General features: G+C 38.3%; 21 protein-coding genes. 11 read left to right on the plus strand and 10 right to left on the minus strand.

Annotated features, from left to right (window positions below):
• Positions 1-962: PAS domain-containing protein (locus DHD80_RS19045; RefSeq protein WP_251743061.1), on the minus strand; the 962-nt coding region annotated here is incomplete at its 3' end.
• A 576-nt stretch (positions 963-1,538) separates the two neighbouring features.
• Here DHD80_RS19045 and DHD80_RS19950 point away from each other — a divergent pair.
• The gene (locus DHD80_RS19950; RefSeq protein ID WP_279347075.1) at positions 1,539-1,667 is read left to right on the plus strand and encodes a hypothetical protein; all 129 of its coding nucleotides are present in this window, start codon (positions 1,539-1,541) and stop codon (positions 1,665-1,667) included.
• A gap of 406 nt (positions 1,668-2,073) precedes the next feature.
• Here DHD80_RS19950 and DHD80_RS19050 read toward each other — a convergent pair whose 3' ends face one another.
• The gene (locus DHD80_RS19050) at positions 2,074-2,559 is read right to left on the minus strand and encodes a doxx family protein (protein WP_251743062.1); all 486 of its coding nucleotides are present in this window, start codon (positions 2,557-2,559) and stop codon (positions 2,074-2,076) included.
• 33 nt (positions 2,560-2,592) lie between these two features.
• Positions 2,593-5,235, minus strand: coding sequence for a TonB-dependent receptor (locus tag DHD80_RS19055; RefSeq protein ID WP_251743063.1), 2,643 nt, complete (start codon positions 5,233-5,235; stop codon positions 2,593-2,595).
• A 188-nt stretch (positions 5,236-5,423) separates the two neighbouring features.
• On the opposite strand from DHD80_RS19055, the gene DHD80_RS19060 reads away from it, so the two are divergent.
• The 10 genes from DHD80_RS19060 (at position 5,424) to DHD80_RS19105 (ending at position 13,879) form a co-directional block, all read left to right on the plus strand.
• Entirely contained in the window at positions 5,424-6,713 is a 1,290-nt protein-coding gene (locus DHD80_RS19060; RefSeq protein ID WP_251743064.1) for an ATP-binding protein, read from the plus strand.
• 1 nt (position 6,714) lies between these two features.
• Positions 6,715-7,419: a response regulator transcription factor gene (locus tag DHD80_RS19065; protein WP_251743065.1), complete on the plus strand. Its 705-nt coding sequence runs from the start codon at positions 6,715-6,717 to the stop codon at positions 7,417-7,419.
• Positions 7,420-7,698: 279 nt separating this feature from the next.
• Complete coding sequence (locus tag DHD80_RS19070) at positions 7,699-8,514, plus strand: sulfite exporter TauE/SafE family protein (protein WP_251743066.1); 816 nt, start codon at positions 7,699-7,701, stop codon at positions 8,512-8,514.
• A gap of 28 nt (positions 8,515-8,542) precedes the next feature.
• The gene (locus tag DHD80_RS19075) at positions 8,543-8,860 is read left to right on the plus strand and encodes a rhodanese-like domain-containing protein (RefSeq protein ID WP_251743067.1); all 318 of its coding nucleotides are present in this window, start codon (positions 8,543-8,545) and stop codon (positions 8,858-8,860) included.
• A 15-nt stretch (positions 8,861-8,875) separates the two neighbouring features.
• On the plus strand, positions 8,876-9,481 hold the full coding sequence (locus tag DHD80_RS19080; protein ID WP_251743068.1) for a class I SAM-dependent methyltransferase: 606 nt from the start codon (positions 8,876-8,878) through the stop codon (positions 9,479-9,481).
• 87 nt (positions 9,482-9,568) lie between these two features.
• Positions 9,569-10,909, plus strand: a complete 1,341-nt coding sequence (locus DHD80_RS19085) for a rhodanese-like domain-containing protein (RefSeq protein ID WP_251743069.1) — start codon at positions 9,569-9,571, stop codon at positions 10,907-10,909.
• The gene (locus DHD80_RS19090) at positions 10,909-12,141 is read left to right on the plus strand and encodes an MFS transporter (RefSeq protein ID WP_251743070.1); all 1,233 of its coding nucleotides are present in this window, start codon (positions 10,909-10,911) and stop codon (positions 12,139-12,141) included. The genes DHD80_RS19085 and DHD80_RS19090 overlap by 1 nt, the downstream gene beginning before the upstream one ends.
• Positions 12,142-12,255: 114 nt before the next feature.
• Complete coding sequence (locus tag DHD80_RS19095; protein ID WP_251743071.1) at positions 12,256-12,813, plus strand: YeeE/YedE thiosulfate transporter family protein; 558 nt, start codon at positions 12,256-12,258, stop codon at positions 12,811-12,813.
• A 3-nt stretch (positions 12,814-12,816) separates the two neighbouring features.
• Positions 12,817-13,230 (plus strand): DUF6691 family protein, encoded by a 414-nt coding sequence (locus DHD80_RS19100; RefSeq protein ID WP_251743097.1) that lies wholly within the window; start codon positions 12,817-12,819, stop codon positions 13,228-13,230.
• Between the two features lie 16 nt (positions 13,231-13,246).
• Positions 13,247-13,879: a Crp/Fnr family transcriptional regulator gene (locus tag DHD80_RS19105; RefSeq protein ID WP_251743072.1), complete on the plus strand. Its 633-nt coding sequence runs from the start codon at positions 13,247-13,249 to the stop codon at positions 13,877-13,879.
• A 240-nt stretch (positions 13,880-14,119) separates the two neighbouring features.
• On the opposite strand, the gene DHD80_RS19110 is transcribed toward DHD80_RS19105, so the two are convergent.
• The 7 genes from DHD80_RS19110 to DHD80_RS19140 form a co-directional block, all read right to left on the minus strand.
• Positions 14,120-14,302: a DUF2892 domain-containing protein gene (locus tag DHD80_RS19110; protein ID WP_251743073.1), complete on the minus strand. Its 183-nt coding sequence runs from the start codon at positions 14,300-14,302 to the stop codon at positions 14,120-14,122.
• Positions 14,303-14,320: 18 nt separating this feature from the next.
• Entirely contained in the window at positions 14,321-14,626 is a 306-nt protein-coding gene (locus DHD80_RS19115; RefSeq protein WP_251743074.1) for a hypothetical protein, read from the minus strand.
• 57 nt (positions 14,627-14,683) lie between these two features.
• On the minus strand, positions 14,684-17,884 hold the full coding sequence (locus DHD80_RS19120; protein ID WP_251743075.1) for an efflux RND transporter permease subunit: 3,201 nt from the start codon (positions 17,882-17,884) through the stop codon (positions 14,684-14,686).
• Positions 17,885-18,054: 170 nt separating this feature from the next.
• A complete protein-coding gene (locus DHD80_RS19125; RefSeq protein ID WP_251743076.1) occupies positions 18,055-19,128 on the minus strand; it encodes an efflux RND transporter periplasmic adaptor subunit in 1,074 nt (357 codons plus the stop codon).
• A gap of 47 nt (positions 19,129-19,175) precedes the next feature.
• A complete protein-coding gene (locus DHD80_RS19130; protein ID WP_251743077.1) occupies positions 19,176-20,489 on the minus strand; it encodes a TolC family protein in 1,314 nt (437 codons plus the stop codon).
• 16 nt (positions 20,490-20,505) lie between these two features.
• A complete protein-coding gene (locus DHD80_RS19135; protein WP_251743078.1) occupies positions 20,506-21,657 on the minus strand; it encodes an FAD/NAD(P)-binding oxidoreductase in 1,152 nt (383 codons plus the stop codon).
• 2 nt (positions 21,658-21,659) lie between these two features.
• Positions 21,660-21,980: a metalloregulator ArsR/SmtB family transcription factor gene (locus DHD80_RS19140; protein ID WP_251743079.1), complete on the minus strand. Its 321-nt coding sequence runs from the start codon at positions 21,978-21,980 to the stop codon at positions 21,660-21,662.
• Positions 21,981-22,023: the final 43 nt, after the last annotated feature.

The raw sequence follows: 22,023 nt of genomic DNA on the forward strand, positions 1-22,023 counted from the left end.
AGGATATCAGTTGCCATTCCGATACTGGCTAAAGGATTACGTAATTCATGGGCGAAAATACGAGCAACTTCGCCCTGAATGGAAAGACGTTCTGCTTTTAATAAAGCTTCTTGGGTATTTTTCTGTTCGGTAATATTCCTCACTAATAACACATATTCATTTACCCAGGAGGCATCCTTACGATCAAAAATTTTGCCACGAATATTAAACCATTCCCAGGCAGTATTCCTTAATTTTAACCGTACTTCGACTTCTAAAATATCATCATCAGAGGCTTTTACTAATTTCTTGTGCAAACTGACAATCTTATCCCGATCTTGTGGGTGAATAAAAGGAAGCACCTCCAAAAGAGATGTGTCTTGAATTCTCTCTTTCGTCATTCCTGCTTCCGGGAAAATATCTTTATTTATATAGCGTACGCAATAACTGTTTAGATTAATAATTAAAATTGTTTCAGGCGATGCTTGTGCCAGATGCTGTTTAAACCTAAAATTTTCTTCTAATTTCTGAGTTTCAATTTTGCGGAGACTAATATCTTCTATCGCCGCTATTAAAAGATTATCTTGCGACCTTGCTGTCATTCGAAACCATCTATTGTTGCCATCCCTGTCAAAATGGAATTCCTTATCTAACTCATCTCCTGTTTCCATCACATTTTTGAAGGCATCAAATATTCCCATTTCAACACCATATTGGGAGGTCTCCAAATAAGTTTTACCTAAAGGGTTGGGTTCCATATACATTTCCAATAGAACTTTATTAACTTTAATGAACTTAAAATCTTTAATAGTACCATCCTCGTTATAAATGCTCTCAAATACTGCTATGGCCTGGTTGGTGGTGTCAAAAACGGTCCGTAATAACTTTCTGCTTTTATTCAGGTCTGATAAATCCTTAGAAGATTCATCTTTGAAAAGCTTTTTACTTTTCCTTATTGTAAAGTTTTTGATACCTTGAAACATTGGAAAATTCTAAAAAATTATAAATTAATGTTAAATTTACTTAAATTATTTCATAATCATTTATAATAAAGCCGTTAAACATACACATAGAATCTTATGTGTTAAAACATTCTTAATGAAACAATAATAAACACTAAAAAGAATTTTGCTTGCCGTTTTTGAAATTTCCATTACTCCATTCGGCAATTAATTATATCAAGTCTATTTGCTCCAAAAAGACCCGTTCAATTAAACTAGTATATTTATTTAGTGGTTAATAAGGAATTTGTAATATCTAACCTTTTCGCTATTTTTAGACTAGGCTAGAATTCCCGTTGGGTCACCCCCTTCGGTGGAATTGAAGGGGAATATACAGGTAACAGCGTATTTCCCCTTCTGATTTAAGAACCTCCTTTTTTTTACAGCAGATATTAATATAATCTATTGAAGCTTATTGGAAAGTTTCAATGAATTTTAAAGCGTTTGAAGATTGGATTTAAGTTGATTAATTTTGTTAATCCGAGCCTTATTTTCCCGTTCTAAAATAGTAAAATCTCAGACCGGTAATAATAGAATTACAGGAACAAATTCGGGAATATGGATACCAACAATTGGGAAAATTCTAAATCAGAGGCAAAAAGTAAATTGAAAGAAAACTTTGCTGAACGAGATAGAAACAAAGACGATTACATTACAGAAGATGAATTGACAAGAAGAAACCGATAAAATCACGCTACAACGATTCATCGAAAACCTGCCCAACTGGGTTATGTGTTGAAAATTGGTATTTTAGAGACCAGGAAAATAATTGGGGTAGTGAACCTAAGCACGATCTGTTACAATCTTAGGAAGAGGAGGCTTATGCCCATCCTTGTTGGGTCAAAACAGCGAAATAACAGGATCGGCTTAGTCTAATAGTGGCCATTTTCCGTCCCATTCTGGAGGGATTACGCTGTGAGTTGTATTTCCCTCTATATAATTTTCTGCAGGGCTCCACAGAATATCTTTGCTTAAAAAACTAAAATTTTATCGGTAATAAAATTTTAAGCTTGAAAACGCCGGGCCAAAAGTAAAACTGTTAGAGAAATGACCTCTCTTGCTATTCAAAAATTATAATGATTTTTCGGAGCGATTATTTGTTATCCGTCAACGTTACGCGCCCCTTTGATGTTGCTCCAATTACTATGGCAGCTGATAATAAAACTATATTTTTAATAATATACTGGCCTAACAAGGTAGGTACGAAAATAGAATCTGAGAAGGTCAATTCGGGAAATAGAATAAGTGGGGACATAGTTCCCAGCAGTTGAATATATAAAAAGATCAAGATGAGGGGAACAAATTTCTTTAAAAGCAGCCCCATACCAATCATACATTCCAAAAGGGCTAAGAGAGGCATTGAAACAGAAGGTACTATATACCCAAATGTTAATTTTAATACAGTTTTTCCGGCTATAGCCTCTGCGGAACTTAATCCGGGGAAAAACTTGAGGACTCCGAACCAGATAAATATAAGCCCTAAAGAAACTCGTAAAAATGAGAGGCTGTTTTTTTCATTCCACCACCCGATGGAATGAGTTTCTATTATCTTTAATTTGTTTAAAACCGTTAAAATCATTGTTTAAGTTTTAAATTGAAAATACTATCCCCTTTATATTTTTATATTAATCCCAAAAATTATCTGCCTAAATCCTCCCGCAAATATTCCTGATGTGGCTCGGTTCAATCTAGAGGCCCTGTAAATATTGTTAGTGATATTTTTCCCGTTCACAAAGGCAGTCATATTTACTCCGTTTCCAACCGTAAAATCATAATTGGCAAAAGCATCCATGGTAAAAAAGGAAGGCAACTGACCAATTGCCCCGTCAGCAGATTCACTTTTGAAATTATGGAATTCAGTGAACTGCTTACCAACATAATCCCCACTTAATCCGATGGATAATCTATTCCAATCATAATTTAATCCAACATTTAAATTTATTTTGGGGGTGTATGGAGCTTCGGCATTCTCTATATTTCCATCTCCAAACCTTATATTACTTTTTATGATATTTTGAAAATCATCCATATCAATGACTTCGTCGCTTAGCAGAATTTCGCCACCTCCACCATCTGAAATGTACACTTCATAAGCATCCCTATTTGCATTCACTTTATTAATATATTCATTTTGTGTAGCTGTACTGTGGATCACCTGAGTAAAAAGGTCGTTGTCTGATAGTTGGCCACTCAGGACTTTGGAATGCATATAGGTCACATTTCCTGAAAGTTGAAGTTGATGTTGATTCCTGTTTAGTAGTTTTGTGCCAAGCGCCAGTTCCAGTCCCTGTACATTGATCTTTCCTAATTCCTGAAATACTTCATTACGCCCGCCCGCATAAAAATTACGACTTGTATTGTTAAAATAGGCCAGTTGTCCATTTAAGTGAGCATTTAAAATATTACCCCGCCAACCTATTTCTTTGTTCCAGCTTAGTTCCGGTTCAATATTTATACTTTGACCGGCAAACGGATTGGTAACTATTCCATTTTGCTCTATTAAAAAGCCAAAAACTTTGGATGGGGCAATCATCCCTTGGTAAAAACTTGCATATAATTCACTTTCTTTAAAACCATAGTCGACCGTAATGCCGGGTAAGAATTGGTTGTAAATATTTGGCTCCCGGCCTTCAGTTGTACTATTTATATTTGGATTCTGGGCAAGGACAATCAAATCCTGACGATACATATTTACATGTTCGAACCGTAAAATAGGTGTAATCCCCCAATTACCGTTATTAAACTCGTTTCTTATAAATCCATTAGCCGACCACAATCGGTACCAAAGGTCTTTTGTTGTAGTTCCGTTTCTTGCCCAACGCGTGCTATCAGCAACCAAGAATCGGTCTTTAAAAGTTTCTCGATGTAGATTGAAACTCGCTTCTAAATGCTGCGGAGTTCCAAATGCCTGCCATTCCATGTTCATGGTTTCCTTAACACCCGAAACTGCATACGTCCAACGACTATCGGTAGTGCTTTCATGTCCGTTCGATATCCTTCCCACAATGACTTGATCTTCCTCCCTAAAGTTTACGTTCTTTAAATAACTATAACGATCATTAAAGATTTCTTCGCCAACATAATCCCTTACTTCAGATGCTTTGACCTTTGCAGTGACCTGGCGCCACCAATCCCGCTCAAAATCTGAGGCATATAGTTTAGAAGTAAAACTTATATTTTCTTTCGGCAGCCATTTATGAATAATATCAACTCCATACCTTCTCATGGTAAACTGGTCGGCATCCAAAGGATTTTGTGTTGGGTCGGTTTCAAAAGTAAAAGGGGTCTGCGAGCTCAACGAGGCTTGGTTGTCCTCAAACTGCCCGCTTATCTTGAAGTACAAAGATTGGTTTTTAGAAAGTTTGGCAAATATTTTTGTATTCAAATTCAATATTTCTACAGAGGAATTATCCGTAAATCCATCAAAATTTTTGTAAACCCCTTCTACCAATGCACCAAGATTGTTCCACGTACCCCCATAAGAAAGCAAGGCTGTTTGATAATTTCGCTCACCGCCAACTAGTTTTACCCGTAATTGGGGCTTTTGCGGTGGCAATGCGGTAATATAATTGACCGCTCCGTACATATTATTGGGGCCATATCGAAGCATATCGGCACCTTTATAAACTTCTATCCCGGTAATGCGATCGCTAACAGGGTTGTAATAGGCACCAGGCGCAATATACGGGGCAGGTGCCGAAGGAGTGCCATCTTCCATAAGTAATACTTTCTTGGACCTTCTTCCCCAAGAACCACGTATACTAATGTTTGGCCGATTAGACAGACCCATATCACCTACTATATTTACACCTGGAACCGTTTTAAGCACTTCTTCTGTACTAAGCGGATTGATATTTTTTAAGGTAAGTGGATTTATTCGAAAATTACTCCCTTTAAAGTTACTCTTAAAATTATTGGGCGATGCACTTACCATAACTTCATCTAAAGTAGTATTGGCTCTTACAAGCTCGATGTTCCCCAGATTGGTACTCGCATTGCTTATTCCAATTTGTTTTTCTTCATATCCTAAAAATTTAAAGGTGAGCGTATCTTTATCTTTTGGCAAGATTACCTCAAAGAATCCTGCTTCGTCGGTAACCGTAACCCTACCACTCGATTTCAATATGATTTGTGTTCCAACGAGAGGTTGTTGTTCATTGGCATCTACCACCTTTCCCCTTACTAAAATTTGGGAAAACGATGAAATAGTGAATAATAATAAAACTGTTAAGGAAAATGGAATTTTTTTACTCACCTTATTTTTATTTTGTTATGGTAGCTAAATATTTTCTTGAGAATGATACCAACTAAAGCCAGGAATTTAGTTAGAACACGCTGGTAAATGTATTCTCAATTACCCGAAGGGCGATTTAACACATGGACAAAAAAAACTAAGAGAGAGTTAATTAGATTAACAAAAGATTAATAAGTATTAAAAATTGGATGTTTTTAAGTTATTTAGTAAAAAATTTGAAAAGAAGAAGTATATATATCGCGTTATTTATAATATCCATTATTGGATTGGCCGTGGTCCAATACCAATATCTGAAAATCGGTCTGACTTTAGCCAAAGTTCAGTTCAACCAACAAATAGGAGTGGTCGCCGAGACGATTAAAAAAGATTTGAGCACCAATAACCAATTGACATTTCTCATAGGGAGTGCTTTGGAAAAAGATGTATCTTTTTTCAAGGTGAGTCAGGATAGCCTAGAAAATGCATCAAATCTTTTTTTAAAGGACTTTATAACTTATAAGTTAGTGTATCAGGGGATAGAGACGGATTTCTCTTATAAATTATATGCAAAGAATACTCCATATTATTTAACATCTCCTGTAGTATTTAATAAGAATGATAAAATTGCTATGTATCCTATTGAACTTTCGGGGTATTTACCAAAACTTATTGATGAAAGGTTAATATTGGAATTAACATTTAAGGATCTGAACCACTATTATCTATCTCAGTTAAATGGTCTTACGCTCCCCAGTCTTTTATTCATCTTAGGCATCATAGTTACAATTATCTGGGTACTTAGAACGTATTATTGGCAACATAACTTAATAGTTATGACAAATGAATTTATAAACAACCTTACACACGAACTAAAAACTCCTGTTTTCTCCATCGGTGTGGCTTCCAAAATTTTAGCAGAAAAAGTGGATGATGATCAAAGGCACATAGTGAGTATTATTAGACAGCAAGTAGAGCGATTAACAGATCATATTGACAAAATACTGGAAATAGGTAGTTTAGAGTCCAATAAAAAGTCCTTTAAACTCCAAGAAGTTAATTTTAGACCATTTTTAGAAAAATTATGTCAGGAATATAAAACCTTGGTTTCCATGGAAGATGTTTCTTTTTCTTATAAACTGGAAACCGGAAGATACTTGATCAATGCAGAAGTTTTCCATTTAGAAAATGCATTGAACAATGTACTGGACAATGCAAAGAAGTACTCTGATAATCCCATAATTACCTTAAAGGCCACCATTGAACATAGTGAATTATGGATTAGAATAAGCGATAATGGTATGGGTATAGACCAAAAAGATAAAAAGAGTATTTTTAAAAAATACTATAGGGTTCCAAGGGGTGATCTATATAAAGTAAAGGGATATGGATTGGGATTAAGCTATGTAAAAAAAGTGGTGGAATATATTAAGGGCAAAATTTTAATAGAAAGCGAAAAAGGTAAGGGAACAACGGTTGCCATTATAATCCCCCTAGTTTAAAATGAAAAATAAATTTAAAATACTTCTTGTGGAAGATGATTCTACTTTAGGATATCTGCTTTCAGAGTACCTTCAGATTAAAGGTTTTGTAGTAACTTGGGTACAGGATGGAAAATTTGCCTTAAATAAAATGGAGTCCAATATCTACGATTTAGTCATATTAGACGTGATGATGCCAGAAATGGACGGTTTTACATTAGCATCCAAAATGCAAAATAAATTCTCCGATTTACCTTTTATTTTTCTTACTGCAAAATCTCTCAAAATTGATGTTTTAAAAGGTTTTTCCCTGGGTGCGATGGACTATTTGAAAAAACCTATAGATGAAGAGGAATTGGTAATAAGGATTCAGAAACTTTTATCCAGACTTCGGCAAACAAATAACCAAGTTTCTTCTGGAATTTATAATTTGGGGCGGTATAGTTTTAATAGCTTAAACCACACGTTATCTTACAATGGGCAAACAATTCATTTGACTTCCAGGGAAAATGAAATTCTGAAGTTTTTGGTACGACACAAAAATCAATTGTGCAGCCATAAAGAGATCTTATTAAGTATATGGGGAGGGAACGATTATTTCAACCAAAAGAGTTTAAACGTATTTATCACTCACTTAAGAAAATACCTTGATAAAGACCCATCCTTAAAAATTAAAAATGTGCACGGCCAAGGATTTATTTTAAAAATTGAAGATAAGATTCCTTGATATTAAGTTTCCTTTTCCAATATATAAAAAACTCCCAATATTTAGAGTACAGGAGACGGATATTATGAAAGTGTGATTTGGGATCCAGAAGGCAATACGATTGAAATAACAAAATAGTAATCCTAATGTATATAATCCCTGTCGCCTGTATTCTATACTTTATTAATAATCACGAGTTTATGATCCCTGTAATCTGTTCCAACATTTCCTCTGTTACAATTGTTACTGTAGGACCGAAAACATAATTCTAATTTCGTCCAGAATTTAAAAGATCTGTGGATGGAATTACTTGAAATATTTGGTTATATAAGCGCTCTTATAATTGGGATCTCCCTGGGATTAATAGGTGGTGGAGGATCTATTCTTGCGGTGCCGGTATTGGCTTATCTTTTCTCCATGGGGGAGAGGGTAGCCACAGCTTATTCTTTATTTATTGTGGGAGCCAGTGCCCTTGTAGGGGGTATTCAACAGCATTATAAAAGTTATGTAGATTGGAAAACCGCGGTAATCTTTGGGATACCGGCTGTTATTGGAGTGTCCATTGTACGGCATTATGTCGTTCCGGCATTACCGGAAACCTTATTCTATATCCAGGATTTTGAATTTACCCGGAGGATGGCCATGTTTGGGTTATTTGCTGTGCTTATGATCCCCGCTGCTTTTTCTATGTTACGAAAAAAGGATATTGATAAGAACGAAAATTCTAATAAAGAGGTCAAATACAACTATCCGCTAATTTTGGCAGAAGGCCTTATTGTTGGTGCAATAACAGGAATGATTGGTGCAGGAGGTGGCTTCCTGATCATCCCGGCACTGGTAATTTTGGCCAATATTGAAATGAAGACCGCAGTTGGAACTTCATTAATTATTATAGCCTTTAAATCCCTATTAGGATTTTTCCTGGGCGATGCCATAACCATGGAGATAGACTGGGCATTCCTGGGAATAGTTACAGCCCTATCTTTTGTGGGCATTTTCTTAGGATCCTATTTAAGCAATTATATCAATGGTGAGCGTTTGAAGAAAGGTTTCGGTTACTTTATATTTCTTATGGCCGGATTTATTTTCTACATGGAATTCTTCGTTAAAAATTAAGTATTAATTACAATTAAAAGCAAAAACAATGGAAAACTTAACTACAAAAGATTTTGCCCATAAAATCAAAAATGATAAAGATGCTGTCATAATTGATGTGCGAACTCCAAGAGAATGGAAAGAAGGTATAATACCAAATGCCAGATTGATCAATCTATTGGAACCCACTGTTTTTCAACAAGAAGTTTCAAAATTAGATACAGGTAAGAACTATTATATATACTGTCGTAGCGGTAACCGCAGTGGTCAGGCTTGTCAGATAATGGATTCCAAGGGGTTTAAAACTTACAATCTTAGTGGTGGTATTATGCAATGGGATGAAAAATTATCTGAACCGGCTTACTAAATTAATTCGTACAAGATGAAAGGTACATCAAAAGATTTTTGGGAAGAAAGATATAGGGAACAGGATTATGTGTATGGGGAATATCCAAATATTTTCTTCCAAAGTGAGCTGGAAAAATTAGGGCCTGCATCAATACTGCTTCCTGCTGATGGGGAAGGGCGAAACTCGGTTTTTGCCGCTAAAAAAGGCTGGCAGGTGACTGCCTTTGATCTCAGTAAAGCCGGAAAGGAAAAAGCAGATAAATTGGCGAAGAGAAATGCGGTGGAAATAAAGTTTGAAGTTACTTCCGCAAAAGAATTTGATAGCGATATTAAATTTGAAGTTATCGCACTTATCTATGCGCATTTTGATGCTGAAAACAGGCCTGCTATCCACAAACATTTATTACAATTTTTGAAACCAGGTGGGATTTTAATTTTTGAAGCATTCTCTCAAAAACAGCTTGATTATAATTCTGGTGGGCCTAAGGACCTAAGAATGCTATTTTCTAAAGAAGAAGTGAGAAGAGAGTTTTCAGGACTTACATTAGAATACCTGGAAGAGCTAAAAATAGAGCAAGTGGAAGGAAAATATCATCAGGGCCAAAGTAGTGTTATTCGTATGGTTGGTAAAAAGATCTAGTCGATATCATTTTAACCAGGTAACAATTGTTACTGTAGGGTTTAATAGTATTTGCCAATTTTACAAAAGAAATTTAAAAAATAAGTTATGAAGATAAAACAGTTTAAAGATGACCCATTATCCCATTTTTCTTATGCTCTGGTAAGTAACGGAGAAATGGCACTGGTAGATCCCAGTAGAAACCCGGTTCAATATTATAAATATGCTGAAGAAGAGAATGCCAAAATTACCGCAGTTTTTGAAACTCACCCGCATGCCGATTTTGTAAGCGGTCACCTTCAAATACATAAAGAAACGGGGGCGACTATTTACATTAGTGAAAAGGTGGGAGTCAGTTATCCGCACCAAAGTTTTGATGAAGGGGATAGTGTTACCATAGGAGATGCTACCATCAAACCAATATTTACCCCAGGACACTCTCCAGATAGTTTGACTTTTCATGCTTTTGAAAATGATGAGCATATTTTGTTTACTGGAGACACTTTGTTTATTGGAGATGTTGGGCGCCCCGATTTAAGGGAAAAAGCGGGGAACACTAAAGCTAAGCGTAAAGAACTTGCTCAAATGATGTATCACTCTATCCAAAATAAATTTAATGACCTGCCAAATGAGGCGATGGTATATCCTGCTCATGGAGCCGGTTCGTTATGTGGTAAAAATATGAGCGACGCCAACAGCAGTACTTTGGGTAATGAACGTATAGGCAACTGGGCTTTTAAAGAGCAAACCGAAGAGAAGTTTGTTTCAGAGATCCTAAAAGATCAACCTTTTATTCCATCTTATTTTGGATTTAATGTGGATCTCAACCGTGATGGGGCAGAAAACGTACAGTTGGCCAAATATAACGTACCACTCAAATTAAATGTATCAAATATAGAGGATGAATTCCTTGTGGTAGATACTCGTGATGAGCAACTTTATAAAAAAGGGCATCTGCCCTATAGTATCAATATAATGGCCCGTAGTGATAGTGATAAGTTTGAAACCTGGCTGGGGGCTATTATTGAACCTGAAGAAAAGTTTTACGTGGTGCTGGAGGGTATCAACAAGCAGGATGAAATCCTTGAAAGGATAGCTAAAATTGGTTACGAAAAGCAATTGCAAGGAATTTTCACTTTATCTGATAAGATTTCAACTTCATCAGAAAAATTTGATGTAGCAACTTTCGATAAAAATAAAGAAGATTATACGATTGTAGATATACGAAATGATGGTGAAGTTGCTGAGGGTAAGATCTTTGAAAATTCATATCATATCCCTTTAAATGAATTACGAGAAAGTATAGAAGCCCTTCCTAAAAATAAACCTCTTGTGGTGCATTGTGCCGGAGGCTATCGTAGTGCTGCAGGAAGTAGTATTTTAGAAAGTGAAATTGAGGAAGTACCTGTTTATGACTTAAGCGAGGATGTGAAAAAATATACATCCTGATGAGCGCAAAACTAGGCTTAAAGAAAAACTGGAAACAGTTTTCTTTACTGGTTTTAATAAATGCTTTTGTAGGCGGAATGGTGGGGCTGGAGAGGAGTATCTTTCCCCAATACGCCCAGGAGATTTTTGGTATAGAATCCAACACTGCGATTTTATCATTTATAACGGCCTTTGGTATTACCAAGGCCGTTACTAATTTAATGACAGGTAGATTTGCCAACAGGTTTGGCAGAAAACGTTTACTGGTTATCGGCTGGCTGTTTGCCCTTCCTATCCCTTTTATTTTAATGTATGCAACCTCCTGGAACTGGGTGATTTTTGCCAATATCCTTTTGGGTATTAACCAGGGGTTAACCTGGAGTAGTACGGTAGTCATGAAAATTGATCTGGTAGGGGAGAAGGATCGTGGATTGGCGATGGGATTAAACGAGTTTTCGGGTTACCTTGCCGTGGGGGTGGTTGCCTTTTTGTCTGGTTATGTCGCTAATGTGTATGGGATAACACCTTATCCTTTTTATATTGGTATTGGGATTTCTATGGTGGGTTTAATAATGAGTTATCTTTTTATAAAAGATACCCGGACTTTTGTAGCCATAGAGAAGGATAGCAATAATATTTCCCCTTTAAAAAATGTCTTTTTAGACACCACTTTTAGAAACAAAACTTTAAGCTCGGTAACCCAGGCAGGACTGGTTAATAATTTAAATGACGGAATGATATGGGGATTGTTGCCCATTATTCTTTTACAGGCAGATTATGATTCCCAATCCATTGGTATAATAACGGCGGTTTATCCTACCGTATGGGGGATAGGTCAATTATTTACGGGGAGGATGTCTGACATTTACTCAAAAAAAGGTTTGCTTTTTTGGGGAATGTTATTGCAGGGAATCGCAATTCTCATCCTACCTTTTACAGAAGATTTCATATTTATGGTGACCATTGCTTTTGTATTAGGGTTAGGTACGGCATTGGTATATCCAACCTTCTTATCTGCTATTGCCTCGGCAACCAATCCCACCCAACGTGCTGAAAGTATTGGTGCTTTTAGATTTTGGCGTGATTCGGGTTATGCCATTGGTGCTTTACTATCTGGAATAATTGCAGACCTGCTCGGCGTTCCATTTGCAATTGTTATCATTGGTGTGATAACCTTATGTTCCGCAGTAATAATTAAATTACGAATGCCTGAGAATGAAAAAATTAAATCCTGGCCAGGCGAAGCATTGTAATTTTACAAATCTTGAAAATATGGAATTTTAGTCAGAAGAATTCTACTGCAGTATGTAACATAGGTTACCGAGCGTGCTTTGACTATTTGATATATTCGCACAAAATTAAAAAAAATGGAATTGATTTATGAACCCTGGCCATGGTATGTTTCGGGGCCTTTAATTGCTGCAACGATGTTCGTGTTGCTATATACGGGAAAACAGTTTGGAATGTCTTCTAACCTTCGCACCATGTGTTCTGCAAGCGGAGCAGGTAAAGCAGCCGATTTTTTCAGGTTTGACTGGAAGAAAGAGAGATGGAACCTTATGGTTGTTTTAGGTGCTGTGCTGGGTGGTTTTTTTGCGTCTACCTATCTATCAAATAATACAGTGGAAATAAATGAAAGGTTAGCTGATAAATTAAGTAATGAGTATGGTATTCATAGTGCCGGGGAAGCTTATATGCCTACCGAAATATTTGCTTTGGAAAATCTTGGAGATCCCCTTGTTTTATTTGTATTAATTGCCGGCGGTTTTATGGTTGGCTTCGGTGCCAGGTATGCCGGTGGCTGTACTTCCGGGCATGCTATTTCCGGATTGAGCAACCTTCAACTTCCATCCCTGATCGCTGTAATTGGCTTTTTTATCGGTGGACTTATAATGATCCATTTGCTTTACCCTTTAATATTTTAAATGATGAAATATATTACATACGTTTTAATTGGTTTCTTTTTTGGTATTATTATGTATAAATCTGAAGCAGCTTCCTGGTTCAGGATTTACGAGATGTTCGAGTTTGGGGCATTTCATATGTATGGGATAATCGGTTCGGCATTATTGTTTGGCGTTCTGGGGGTTCAATACATTAAGAGGAACAATATAAAAGCCATGGGCGGCCAGGAGATGCAATTGAAACCCAAAGATAAAAGTATTGCCCGTTATTTAATTGGCGGTATTATTTTTGGATTAGGTTGGGCCCTTGCCGGGGCTTGCCCGGGGCCTATGTATGTGCTCGCGGGATCTGGTTATATTTCGATATTAGTGGTGATCGCAGCCGCTTTGTTGGGTACCTTTATATATGGCCTGGTACGTACTAAACTTCCTCATTAAATAAATCGTTTCTATCATGAAAAATGAGCTGTATAATGCCTACTCCTTTGTTTTTGAAGAAGAATTATTAAATGAAATTTTTAAAATAGGTACTCTTAAACATATACGTGCAGGAGAAATTATTTTAACTGCAGAAGAGTACATTACTTCCATACCTTTATTACTGGACGGGGCTATTAAAATTTCCCGTGTAGATAATGATGGGGACGAATTATTACTCTATTTCCTTGAAAGAGGGGATACCTGTGCCCTTACACTCACTTGCTGTTTAAATAAAAGTAAGAGTGATATAAAAGCGGTAACTGAAAAGGATACTAAATTAATTATGGTCCCTGTTGAAAAAATGGAGGAATGGATTGTGAAGTATAAATCCTGGAGGACATTTGTTTTTCAAAGTTATAATTTAAGGCTTAAGGAAATGCTGGACGCAATAGATTCAATAGCATTCCTTAAAATGGATAAAAGATTATTGCAATACCTGCAGGATAAGGCAAAGGTAAATCAAAACGAAATCCTGCAAATAACACATCAGGAAATCGCTTACGATCTTCATACTTCCCGGGTTGTTATTTCCAGGTTATTAAAAACCCTGGAATTAGAGGGGAAAATATCTCTTAGAAGAAACAGCATAGTAATCCTGGATTTATAGAAAATCCATTGCTTTACTCAATAATCTGTAACTTCAGCTTTATACTTTTTCAAGTCAACTTCTAATCAAACAAACTATTCTAGTAAAACTACAATTAGTTTGTGTGTTGTATTTAAGCAACAATAATTCACTATAAAATAACAGAAACTTAAGCAAGCATTTAAAATATAACCCAATAACTAAGTCCTGACTTTAGAATTCTGCGATTAAATACATCAGTTTATACCTGGTTTTTCCTTTCTATTTGGCCCCCAGCTTTTTAAGGATCTTTTCCATCAAACACCACTTCGTAAAGGAAGATTGTAATAAATTAGCTCCTACAAATGCGGTGAACCAAAGCCAGTTTAAATTTACATATATGGCTAAAAGTAAGCTGATAAGGATAAAACTTCCTGCTATTCCTCTTACTAGTCTATTTATCATAATTTTTGATTTTATGGGTTAGATAAATTGTTCAATCCCCAAAACCACAATCCTCACGGGATTATTGGTGGGGAGGTTCTTATTATATTCTTTAGTAAGTTCAAGAAGTGGAGTTATAAGTTCCTCTTCCGTAAAAGAAAAGAAGAGCATGGATTCGTTGCCACTTCGCTCCCCGGGAAACCAACTTTGGGCAGCAATAAAGGAATTTGAATTTTTATATCCGTCTATTTCAGAACTACTGAAAGCTTCAATTTTGGCCTCTTTCAATATTCTTAATACATCCTTTTGGAATTCGGCAAGGGCCGTAATTATTAATAATTTCATGATATTTTTGTTTTGCATTTAACCTTAAGAAAATTCTGTTTTTTATAAGCCAGCATCTTATTTATAGTTTTTCCTTTCAATCATATAATAAACAAGAGGCACTACCAGTAAGGTAAGCACGGTAGAGGCAATGGTACCGCCCATAAGCGAGATGGCCAGCCCCTGGAAAATTGGATCGAAAAGGATCACAAAAGCCCCAATTACCACCGTTCCAGCGGTAAGCAAAATAGGGGTGGTCCTTACGGCCCCGGCTTCTATTATCGCCTGCTTTAAGGGGATACCATCTTCAAGCCTTAAATTCACGAAATCTATTAATAGTACCGAATTCCTTACCATGATCCCGGCCAGCGCGATCATTCCAATAAAAGAGGTGGCTGTAAAGAATGCCCCCATGATCCAGTGACCCAGTACAATCCCTACCAATGATAACGGAATGGCTACCATCATTACTATGGGGGCTTTAAAGTTCTGGAACCAGCCTACAATAAGAATGTAAATGATAATGATTACCCCCAGGAAGGCTATTCCCAGGTCCCTAAATACTTCAAGGGTAATTTGCCATTCCCCGTCCCATTTCACGGTATAATCGTCTTCATATTGGGGTTGTTCCAGGTAAAGTTCGTTCATGCTGTACCCCTTCGGAAGTTTGATTTCTTTAAGTTTCTCTTCCATTCCCAGGATGGCATAAACGGGGCTTTCCAGTTCTCCGGCCATATCGGCCATTACATAGACCACGCGTTTCTGGTTTTTACGGTAGATGCTTTTATCAAGCGTTTTTTCTTTCACTTTAACCAAATCGCCCACCGAAACCATTTGGCCATTTTGTGAAGTTATTTGTATCTGGGAAATATCACTTATGGAAGATTTTTCTTTTTCATCCAAGGCCAATACAATTCCTACCGGCTGGGTGGCATCTTCATCATAAAGAAAAGTGATTGCCCTTTCACCCAGGGCACCATTTAAGGTATAAACAATTTGCTGGGGGGCAATGCCATACAGCATTGCCTTTTCTTTGTCTATTTCAAAATCGTACTCGGTTTGATCGGCTTCAACCATCCAGTCCACATCTACCACATCTTCCGTATCGTTTAGGATAGTCTTTACCTTATCTGCTACTTCTATTTGTTTCTCATAATCTGGCCCGTAAATTTCAGCTACAATGGTAGAGAGCACGGGTGGTCCCGGCGGTACTTCCACCACTTTTACATTAGCGCCATACTTTCCTGCTATTTTTTGAATGTCTGGTCTCAATAATTTGGCAATATCATGACTTTGTGCACTCCGCTCCACTTTGTCGGTGAGATTTACCTGAATATCGGCCGTATTACTGGCTCCACGCAAATCGTAATGCCTTACCAGTCCGTTAAAGGTAATTGGCGCCGAAGTACCCACATAACTTTGGTAGTTCACAATTTCAGGACGTTGCGAGAGATACTGGCTAATCTCTTTGGTTACAACGGCTGTTCGTTCTAAGGTAGTACCCTCGGGCATATCTATAATAATCTGAAATTCATTTTTGTTATCAAACGGCAGCATTTTTACGGCGACGGTTTCAGTAAAAAATAGGGCCACAGATCCCAGTAAAAGAACAATGGTAATTCCTAAAAAGGCCCATCGTTTTTTAGAATTTTCAAGCAGGGGCGTTTCAAGCCTGGCATATAGCTTGTATATAAAATTGTCTTTCAGGCGTACCTCTTTTTCTTCTGCTTGTTTTTGACCTTTTTTAGCCTTTTCGCGTAGAAATATATACCCCAAATAGGGAGTAATAGTGAGGGCGACAAATAAGGATAAGATCATTGCGATGGAAGCACCAATGGGCATAGGACTCATATAAGGCCCCATGAGTCCGCTTACAAAGGCCATAGGCAATACCGAAGCAATTACCGTAAAGGTGGCCAGAATAGTTGGGTTTCCTACTTCATTGATAGCATAAATAGCAGCCTGTTTAAAGGGCAGGCGCTTCAACTTGAAATGCCGGTGCATATTTTCGGCTATAATAATGGAATCATCTACTACAATCCCGGTCACGAATACCAGGGCAAACAGGGTAATCCTGTTCAGGGTATAATCCAGCATATAGTAACTAAGCAGGGTAAGGGCAAAGGTAATGGGAACCGAGAGGAATACTACCAGGCCGCCCCGCCATCCCATGGCCAGCATCACCACCAGGGTTACCGCAATTATGGCCCCGATAAGGTGCATTAAGAGTTCCGATACCTTGTGGGATGCGGTTTCCCCATAATTTCGGGTCACCTCAACATGAACATCATCGGGGATCAAAGAGGTTTTTAGATGCTCCACTTTTTCAAGGATCACATCGGAAATTTTCATGGCATCGGCCCCTTTTCTTTTAGCTATAGAAATGGTCACCGCGGGATATTCCGAGGAATAATCTGCAGCCTGTTCTCCGGCCTGGCCATATCCAAAATTCACATATTCCTTGGATGTTTCAGGCCCGTCTGTAACCATTGCAATTTGTTTTAGGTAAACCGGCTGCTTGCCCTGAACCCCCACGATTAGATTCTCAACGTCTTTTGCCGATTCTAAAAAACTACCTGTGGTTACAAGGAATTCTGAATCCCCGGAATCAAAACTTCCCGAGGAAAGTTGTTGATTGTTCGCCTTTATTTTTTCGGTAATGCTTAAAAAATCGACCCCGCTGGAAGCCATTTTATCTTTGTCAAGCACCACCCTCACCTGGCGGTTTCGGCCCCCTATTTTTTTGGTAACCGAGACATCGGGAACCTTTTCTATTTCCTGGGTAAGTTCGTTGGCTATTTGCCTAAGCTGGAAGTCGTTATAGTTCTCACTCCAAAGGGTGAGCCCTAAAACGGGGACATCATCAATGACCCGAGTTTTCACTAGGGGCTGCGTAACATTGGATGGCATTTGAGCCATGTTTTTCATCAGCTCGTTATAGAGCTTCACATAAGAGCGCTCTATATCTTCGCCCACATAAAACTGGACGATAAGCATTCCCTGCTCCTTCAGGGAAGTAGAATACACATATTCTACCCCTTTAATATTTGAAATTATTTTCTCCAAAGGCTTGGTAACCCGTGATTCTACCTCGGTAGGGCTTGCGCCTGGATACCCAACAAATATGTCGGCCATGGGCACGTCTATTTGCGGTTCTTCCTCCCGGGGGATCAAAAACGAACTGTAAACACCTACTACCATGAACACGATCATGAGGAGCACCGTAAGTTTTGAACTTATAAAGCCTTTGGCAATTTTGCCTGCTAATCCTTCTTTCATTTGTTTGTTTTTATCCTTGTTCGTAAGGTGTTCAAACGGGCAAACCTTTTTATTTAAATGTTTTAAATCTTATGTTGGGCGTGTCCCCATACGGGGCGGGGCTTTACGCGCTGCACGGCAGCCCGCTCCAACCTGCCTGCCTATGGCCAGGTCCCTCACGTAAAAAAACCTTACTCCACGGTAATTTCGGCACCGTTATAAAGTTTTCCCTCAGCATCTGTGATGTAATGCTCCTCGGCTTTAAGGCCCGATAATACTTCAATTTTATCGCCGTAACTTCTCCCGGTACGTATCCATCTAAGCATAGCGGTATTTTGATTGCTCACCGTGTAAATACCTTTTAAATCCCCCCGGGTAATAATGGCCGATTCTGGTACTAATACTGCCTGGGAGGTTTCTGTTTTTTCAATGGGAAACTGCACGCTCACGTACATTCCCGAAAGTATATCGGCATTGGTTTCCAGTAAACTTATTTTTACGGGATATTGGCCGCCGGTATTTTTGGCAGAGATACCAACCTCGCTTACTTTTCCGTCGATAGTTTTATCTATGGATTTTACAAGCACTTTCACCGGGGTTCCCAGTTGTATAGAAGAAATTTCCGATTCGGGAACTGTTGTCCTTACTTCAAAAGCTCCGGGAGCTTCCAGAGCCAGTAGGGGCATGCCAGGGTTGGCCATGGTTCCTTCTTCTACAAATTTATTGGTAATTACACCGCTAAATGGAGCCCGAATGTTTACATAGGCAAATTGGGATTCTGTTTCGTTTTTCATTTGCCTGGCGGCTTCCAACCTGGCTTTGGCCATTTCGTAATTGGCGGTAATATCGTCCAGTTCCTTTTGGGAAGCACTGTTTTCTTCAAATAATGCCTTAAAGCGTTCGTAATCTTTTTCGGCACTATTGTAGGCGGCAGAAGCCTCGGTAATTTTGGCATTTACCTGTGCTATTTGGGCCTGTAAATCAGAATTATTTATAGATACCAATAATTGGCCTTTTTTAACCTTATCTCCAATATTCACATGAATTTTATTTATAAAGCCCATCATGCGTGTACTCAAACTCGCGTTGTTTACGGCTTCAATCTTTCCGCTTGCGGTTACAAAGGGGCTGTTAGCTTCACTGGGCGAACTAAGACTCACTTTAATAGGGGCCTTATTATCGGTTTTAGTTTTAACTTCATCCCCTCCGCAACCCATAAGTAGCCCGGCGGTTAAAAGGGTGAGTGTGTATAATTTGAATTTCATAGTTTCTTTATTATTTCTACAGGTCAGGATATTGCTATATTTAATGTTTACTCCGTAATTAAAAATTCCAGGTAGGCCAGGGCGTAATTGTATTCATACACCGTCTGGAAATATTCCAGTTTTTTTTCCGAAGCCTGGGTCTCGGCCATTAGCAGGTCCGTGGTTTTTTCCAGTCCCTGCTCAAAACGATTTGTTCGTATGCGCAGGGATTCTTCAGATTGTTCCAGGGCCAGGCCGGTAAGTTGTAGTTTGTTTTCGGCGTCTGTTAAGGCACGTTTCGCCTTGTTCAGCTCCAGCTGACTTTTAGATACATATTGTTCATATTCAAGCTGTGCTCTTTCAAATTCTGCTTTACTCTTATCGGCTTTTCCAAAACGTTTGGTTCCCTGGAGGATATCCCAGCTTAAGGTAATCCCGGCCATATAACCATTGGCATTGCCGGTGAACAATTCATCATCATACAGTTCGTAGCTTCCAAAAGCATTAAGGCGGGGCAAAAAAGCCATATTATCGGCCTGGTGTATCTTTTTTCGCGCTTCGGCCGCCATTTCCATAGCTTTAATATCAGCCCGCTCCCCAGGAACCTTTAAAAAGGATCCTGCGGGCAGGGATTCCAACTGAAGGGAATCTGATGGTTGGAGAATAACCCCTTGGGGCTCATTCATTAAAAAAGCCAGGTAATCTGAAGCATTCTTTACATTGCTCCTGGCATACTGCAGTTGGTTGTCCACCTCTGTGACACGCACTTCTACGGCAAGTACATCAGACTTTTGCAGATAGCCCTGCTTAAAGCTGTTATCTGCCAGTTTTTTATTGGCGAGGGCGGCCTCTTTTGCCTTTTGCAGAACGGCTACGGCCCTGTGGGCCAGCTGTAACTGCATATAGGCTTTTTCAACTTCCAGCAGCATATATTCCCTGGTGCGCAGGTTTTGAAATTCATTGGCTTCCATTTTACTTTTTGCCGCTTTTCGCTGGTAAATCCCATCCATATTTATCAGGGGTTGTTGCACCTCTATTTTGGTGGCAAAATTTTCAATCCTGTCGGGATTGTTCAGTAAATCGGGATTAAAATCGCTCTGGGAAATAACCTCTTGGTTTAATTTGGATCCAAAAGCCATCAGCGGATTGTTGGTGGTAAAGCCGGTATGGGACAACTTTATATTGGGAAGGAAGACCGCATTGGTTTGCCGGTAATCTGCCCGGGCCTCAAAGAATTCCTGTTCGGATATTTTAAGTGTCCGGTTATTTTCCTTTACCCCGGAAAGAACTTCTTCTTTAGAAATAGATTTTACTTCCTGGGCCTGAAGCAGCAGTCCAAATAAGAAAAGAGGGATAAATAATCGAGTTTTATTAGCTATCATATTTAAAGTTTTATTGCTAGAAATTTTTGAATAACCAATATTTTTCAGACCACCATTTGGAGATATGCCCCCAATGATCGGGTATTTTTAAATCTACTTTTGCTTTTGAAGAAGTATCAAAATGGCCTTTTGCGGGCATCGCTTTTCCTTCGCCAGATTCAATGAAATATTCCCCTTCGGCACTAAAAGTCCTGTCTGACTCCTTATTTTTGATATTCCTGCCAATATTATGCGCTACGATTTTTGCCTGGCTGCGAGCGAAAATTCCTAGTTTTGGTAATGGAATTCCAGATTCAAGGCTTAAATCTACATTATCACCTATGGCATAAACATGGGGATAGGCTGTTTCCATGGTTTGCCCGTTGACCTCAATCCAGCCGGATTTTCCCGCTAAAACACTTTTTCTGATAACAGCCGGGCTCAGATGTTCAGGTGTAAAAGCCAATAAATCAAAATTGTGGTTGTCAGAATTGTCAAACTCCAGGGAATTTGTTGTAGCCGAAGTAATTTGATGGGAAGGAAAATATTTTATTCCCTTTTCCCCCAGTAAAGCCAGCAACTCATTCGAGGAATCCTTCCCTGCAAACTCCATAGGTCGTTTTTCAGGGGTGTAGATTGAAATTTCTGTTTTATCCCTTAATCCATTTTTGGAAATATAATCTTCGATTAACATCGCTGCTTCGTAAGGAGCGGCCGGACTTTTATAGGGGAGCGAGGAAATTAAAACAGCAATTTTTCCGCCGGTAAATTTTTTTAACCCCTCATGAAATCCCTCTGCACCCTTCAACTGAAAAAAATTAAATCCGTATTTATCAAGATTATATTTGACTTTTTGTTCCACCCCCAGGGAAACCACCATATAATCCCCTTTGTAAGCTTTACCTTTAACGGTAACTGAAATATTTTCCGGGTCCACTTTTTCAATTTCCCCGTTCACTACCTCGAGGCCCGAAGCTTCTATTTTTTTAGTTGATTTATAAATTTGATCAGCTTTTCTATTACCTACCATTAACCATGGGAGGGAGGGGGAAAAAACGCTTTTATCTTCTTTCTCGAAGACGATAATTTTAATTAGATGGATATTATCTTCATTACCACTATGTATACTGAGTTTTCGGGCAATATCTACCCCTCCAATGCCAGCACCTAATATTAAGACTGTTTTCATTTTTATGAGTTTTTTAATAATTCCTGTTGTTCCTGTATGTTTTGAAAAAGGACTTCATGCATTAATTGGCACGCTTCTGCAACTTTTTTTGATGAAAGGGAAAAATGCCGACATTGTCCATCCTTTCTAACCTTTAAAATCCCTTTTTTGGTCATTATTTTCAGGTGTTGCGAAAGATTGGATTTCAAGCACCCGGTAGCTTCCAGAATTTTAGCGAAACAGAGTTCTTCCTTCCTTAATAAATGGATGATTTCCATTCTTATGGGATGTGCCAGGGCTTTACATACATCTGCCTGTAATTCAAAAATCTTTTTATTAAGCATAGTTTTATTGTTTATTAGTTTATAAAACATTAAACAATGTTGA

This window comes from Gramella sp. AN32 (assembly GCF_023718305.1).
In the GTDB taxonomy this organism is placed as follows: domain Bacteria; phylum Bacteroidota; class Bacteroidia; order Flavobacteriales; family Flavobacteriaceae; genus Christiangramia; species Christiangramia antarctica.

Coding starts and splice junctions, on each gene's coding strand:
- DHD80_RS19950 (WP_279347075.1), top strand. CDS start 1,539: ATGGATACCAACAATTGGGAAAATTCTAAATCAGAGGCAAAAAGTAAA.
- DHD80_RS19050 (WP_251743062.1), bottom strand. CDS start 2,559: ATGATTTTAACGGTTTTAAACAAATTAAAGATAATAGAAACTCATTCC.
- DHD80_RS19060 (WP_251743064.1), top strand. CDS start 5,424: ATGTTTTTAAGTTATTTAGTAAAAAATTTGAAAAGAAGAAGTATATAT.
- DHD80_RS19065 (WP_251743065.1), top strand. CDS start 6,715: ATGAAAAATAAATTTAAAATACTTCTTGTGGAAGATGATTCTACTTTA.
- DHD80_RS19070 (WP_251743066.1), top strand. CDS start 7,699: ATGGAATTACTTGAAATATTTGGTTATATAAGCGCTCTTATAATTGGG.
- DHD80_RS19075 (WP_251743067.1), top strand. CDS start 8,543: ATGGAAAACTTAACTACAAAAGATTTTGCCCATAAAATCAAAAATGAT.
- DHD80_RS19080 (WP_251743068.1), top strand. CDS start 8,876: ATGAAAGGTACATCAAAAGATTTTTGGGAAGAAAGATATAGGGAACAG.
- DHD80_RS19085 (WP_251743069.1), top strand. CDS start 9,569: ATGAAGATAAAACAGTTTAAAGATGACCCATTATCCCATTTTTCTTAT.
- DHD80_RS19090 (WP_251743070.1), top strand. CDS start 10,909: ATGAGCGCAAAACTAGGCTTAAAGAAAAACTGGAAACAGTTTTCTTTA.
- DHD80_RS19095 (WP_251743071.1), top strand. CDS start 12,256: ATGGAATTGATTTATGAACCCTGGCCATGGTATGTTTCGGGGCCTTTA.
- DHD80_RS19100 (WP_251743097.1), top strand. CDS start 12,817: ATGAAATATATTACATACGTTTTAATTGGTTTCTTTTTTGGTATTATT.
- DHD80_RS19105 (WP_251743072.1), top strand. CDS start 13,247: ATGAAAAATGAGCTGTATAATGCCTACTCCTTTGTTTTTGAAGAAGAA.
- DHD80_RS19110 (WP_251743073.1), bottom strand. CDS start 14,302: ATGATAAATAGACTAGTAAGAGGAATAGCAGGAAGTTTTATCCTTATC.
- DHD80_RS19115 (WP_251743074.1), bottom strand. CDS start 14,626: ATGAAATTATTAATAATTACGGCCCTTGCCGAATTCCAAAAGGATGTA.
- DHD80_RS19120 (WP_251743075.1), bottom strand. CDS start 17,884: ATGAAAGAAGGATTAGCAGGCAAAATTGCCAAAGGCTTTATAAGTTCA.
- DHD80_RS19125 (WP_251743076.1), bottom strand. CDS start 19,128: ATGAAATTCAAATTATACACACTCACCCTTTTAACCGCCGGGCTACTT.
- DHD80_RS19130 (WP_251743077.1), bottom strand. CDS start 20,489: ATGATAGCTAATAAAACTCGATTATTTATCCCTCTTTTCTTATTTGGA.
- DHD80_RS19135 (WP_251743078.1), bottom strand. CDS start 21,657: ATGAAAACAGTCTTAATATTAGGTGCTGGCATTGGAGGGGTAGATATT.
- DHD80_RS19140 (WP_251743079.1), bottom strand. CDS start 21,980: ATGCTTAATAAAAAGATTTTTGAATTACAGGCAGATGTATGTAAAGCC.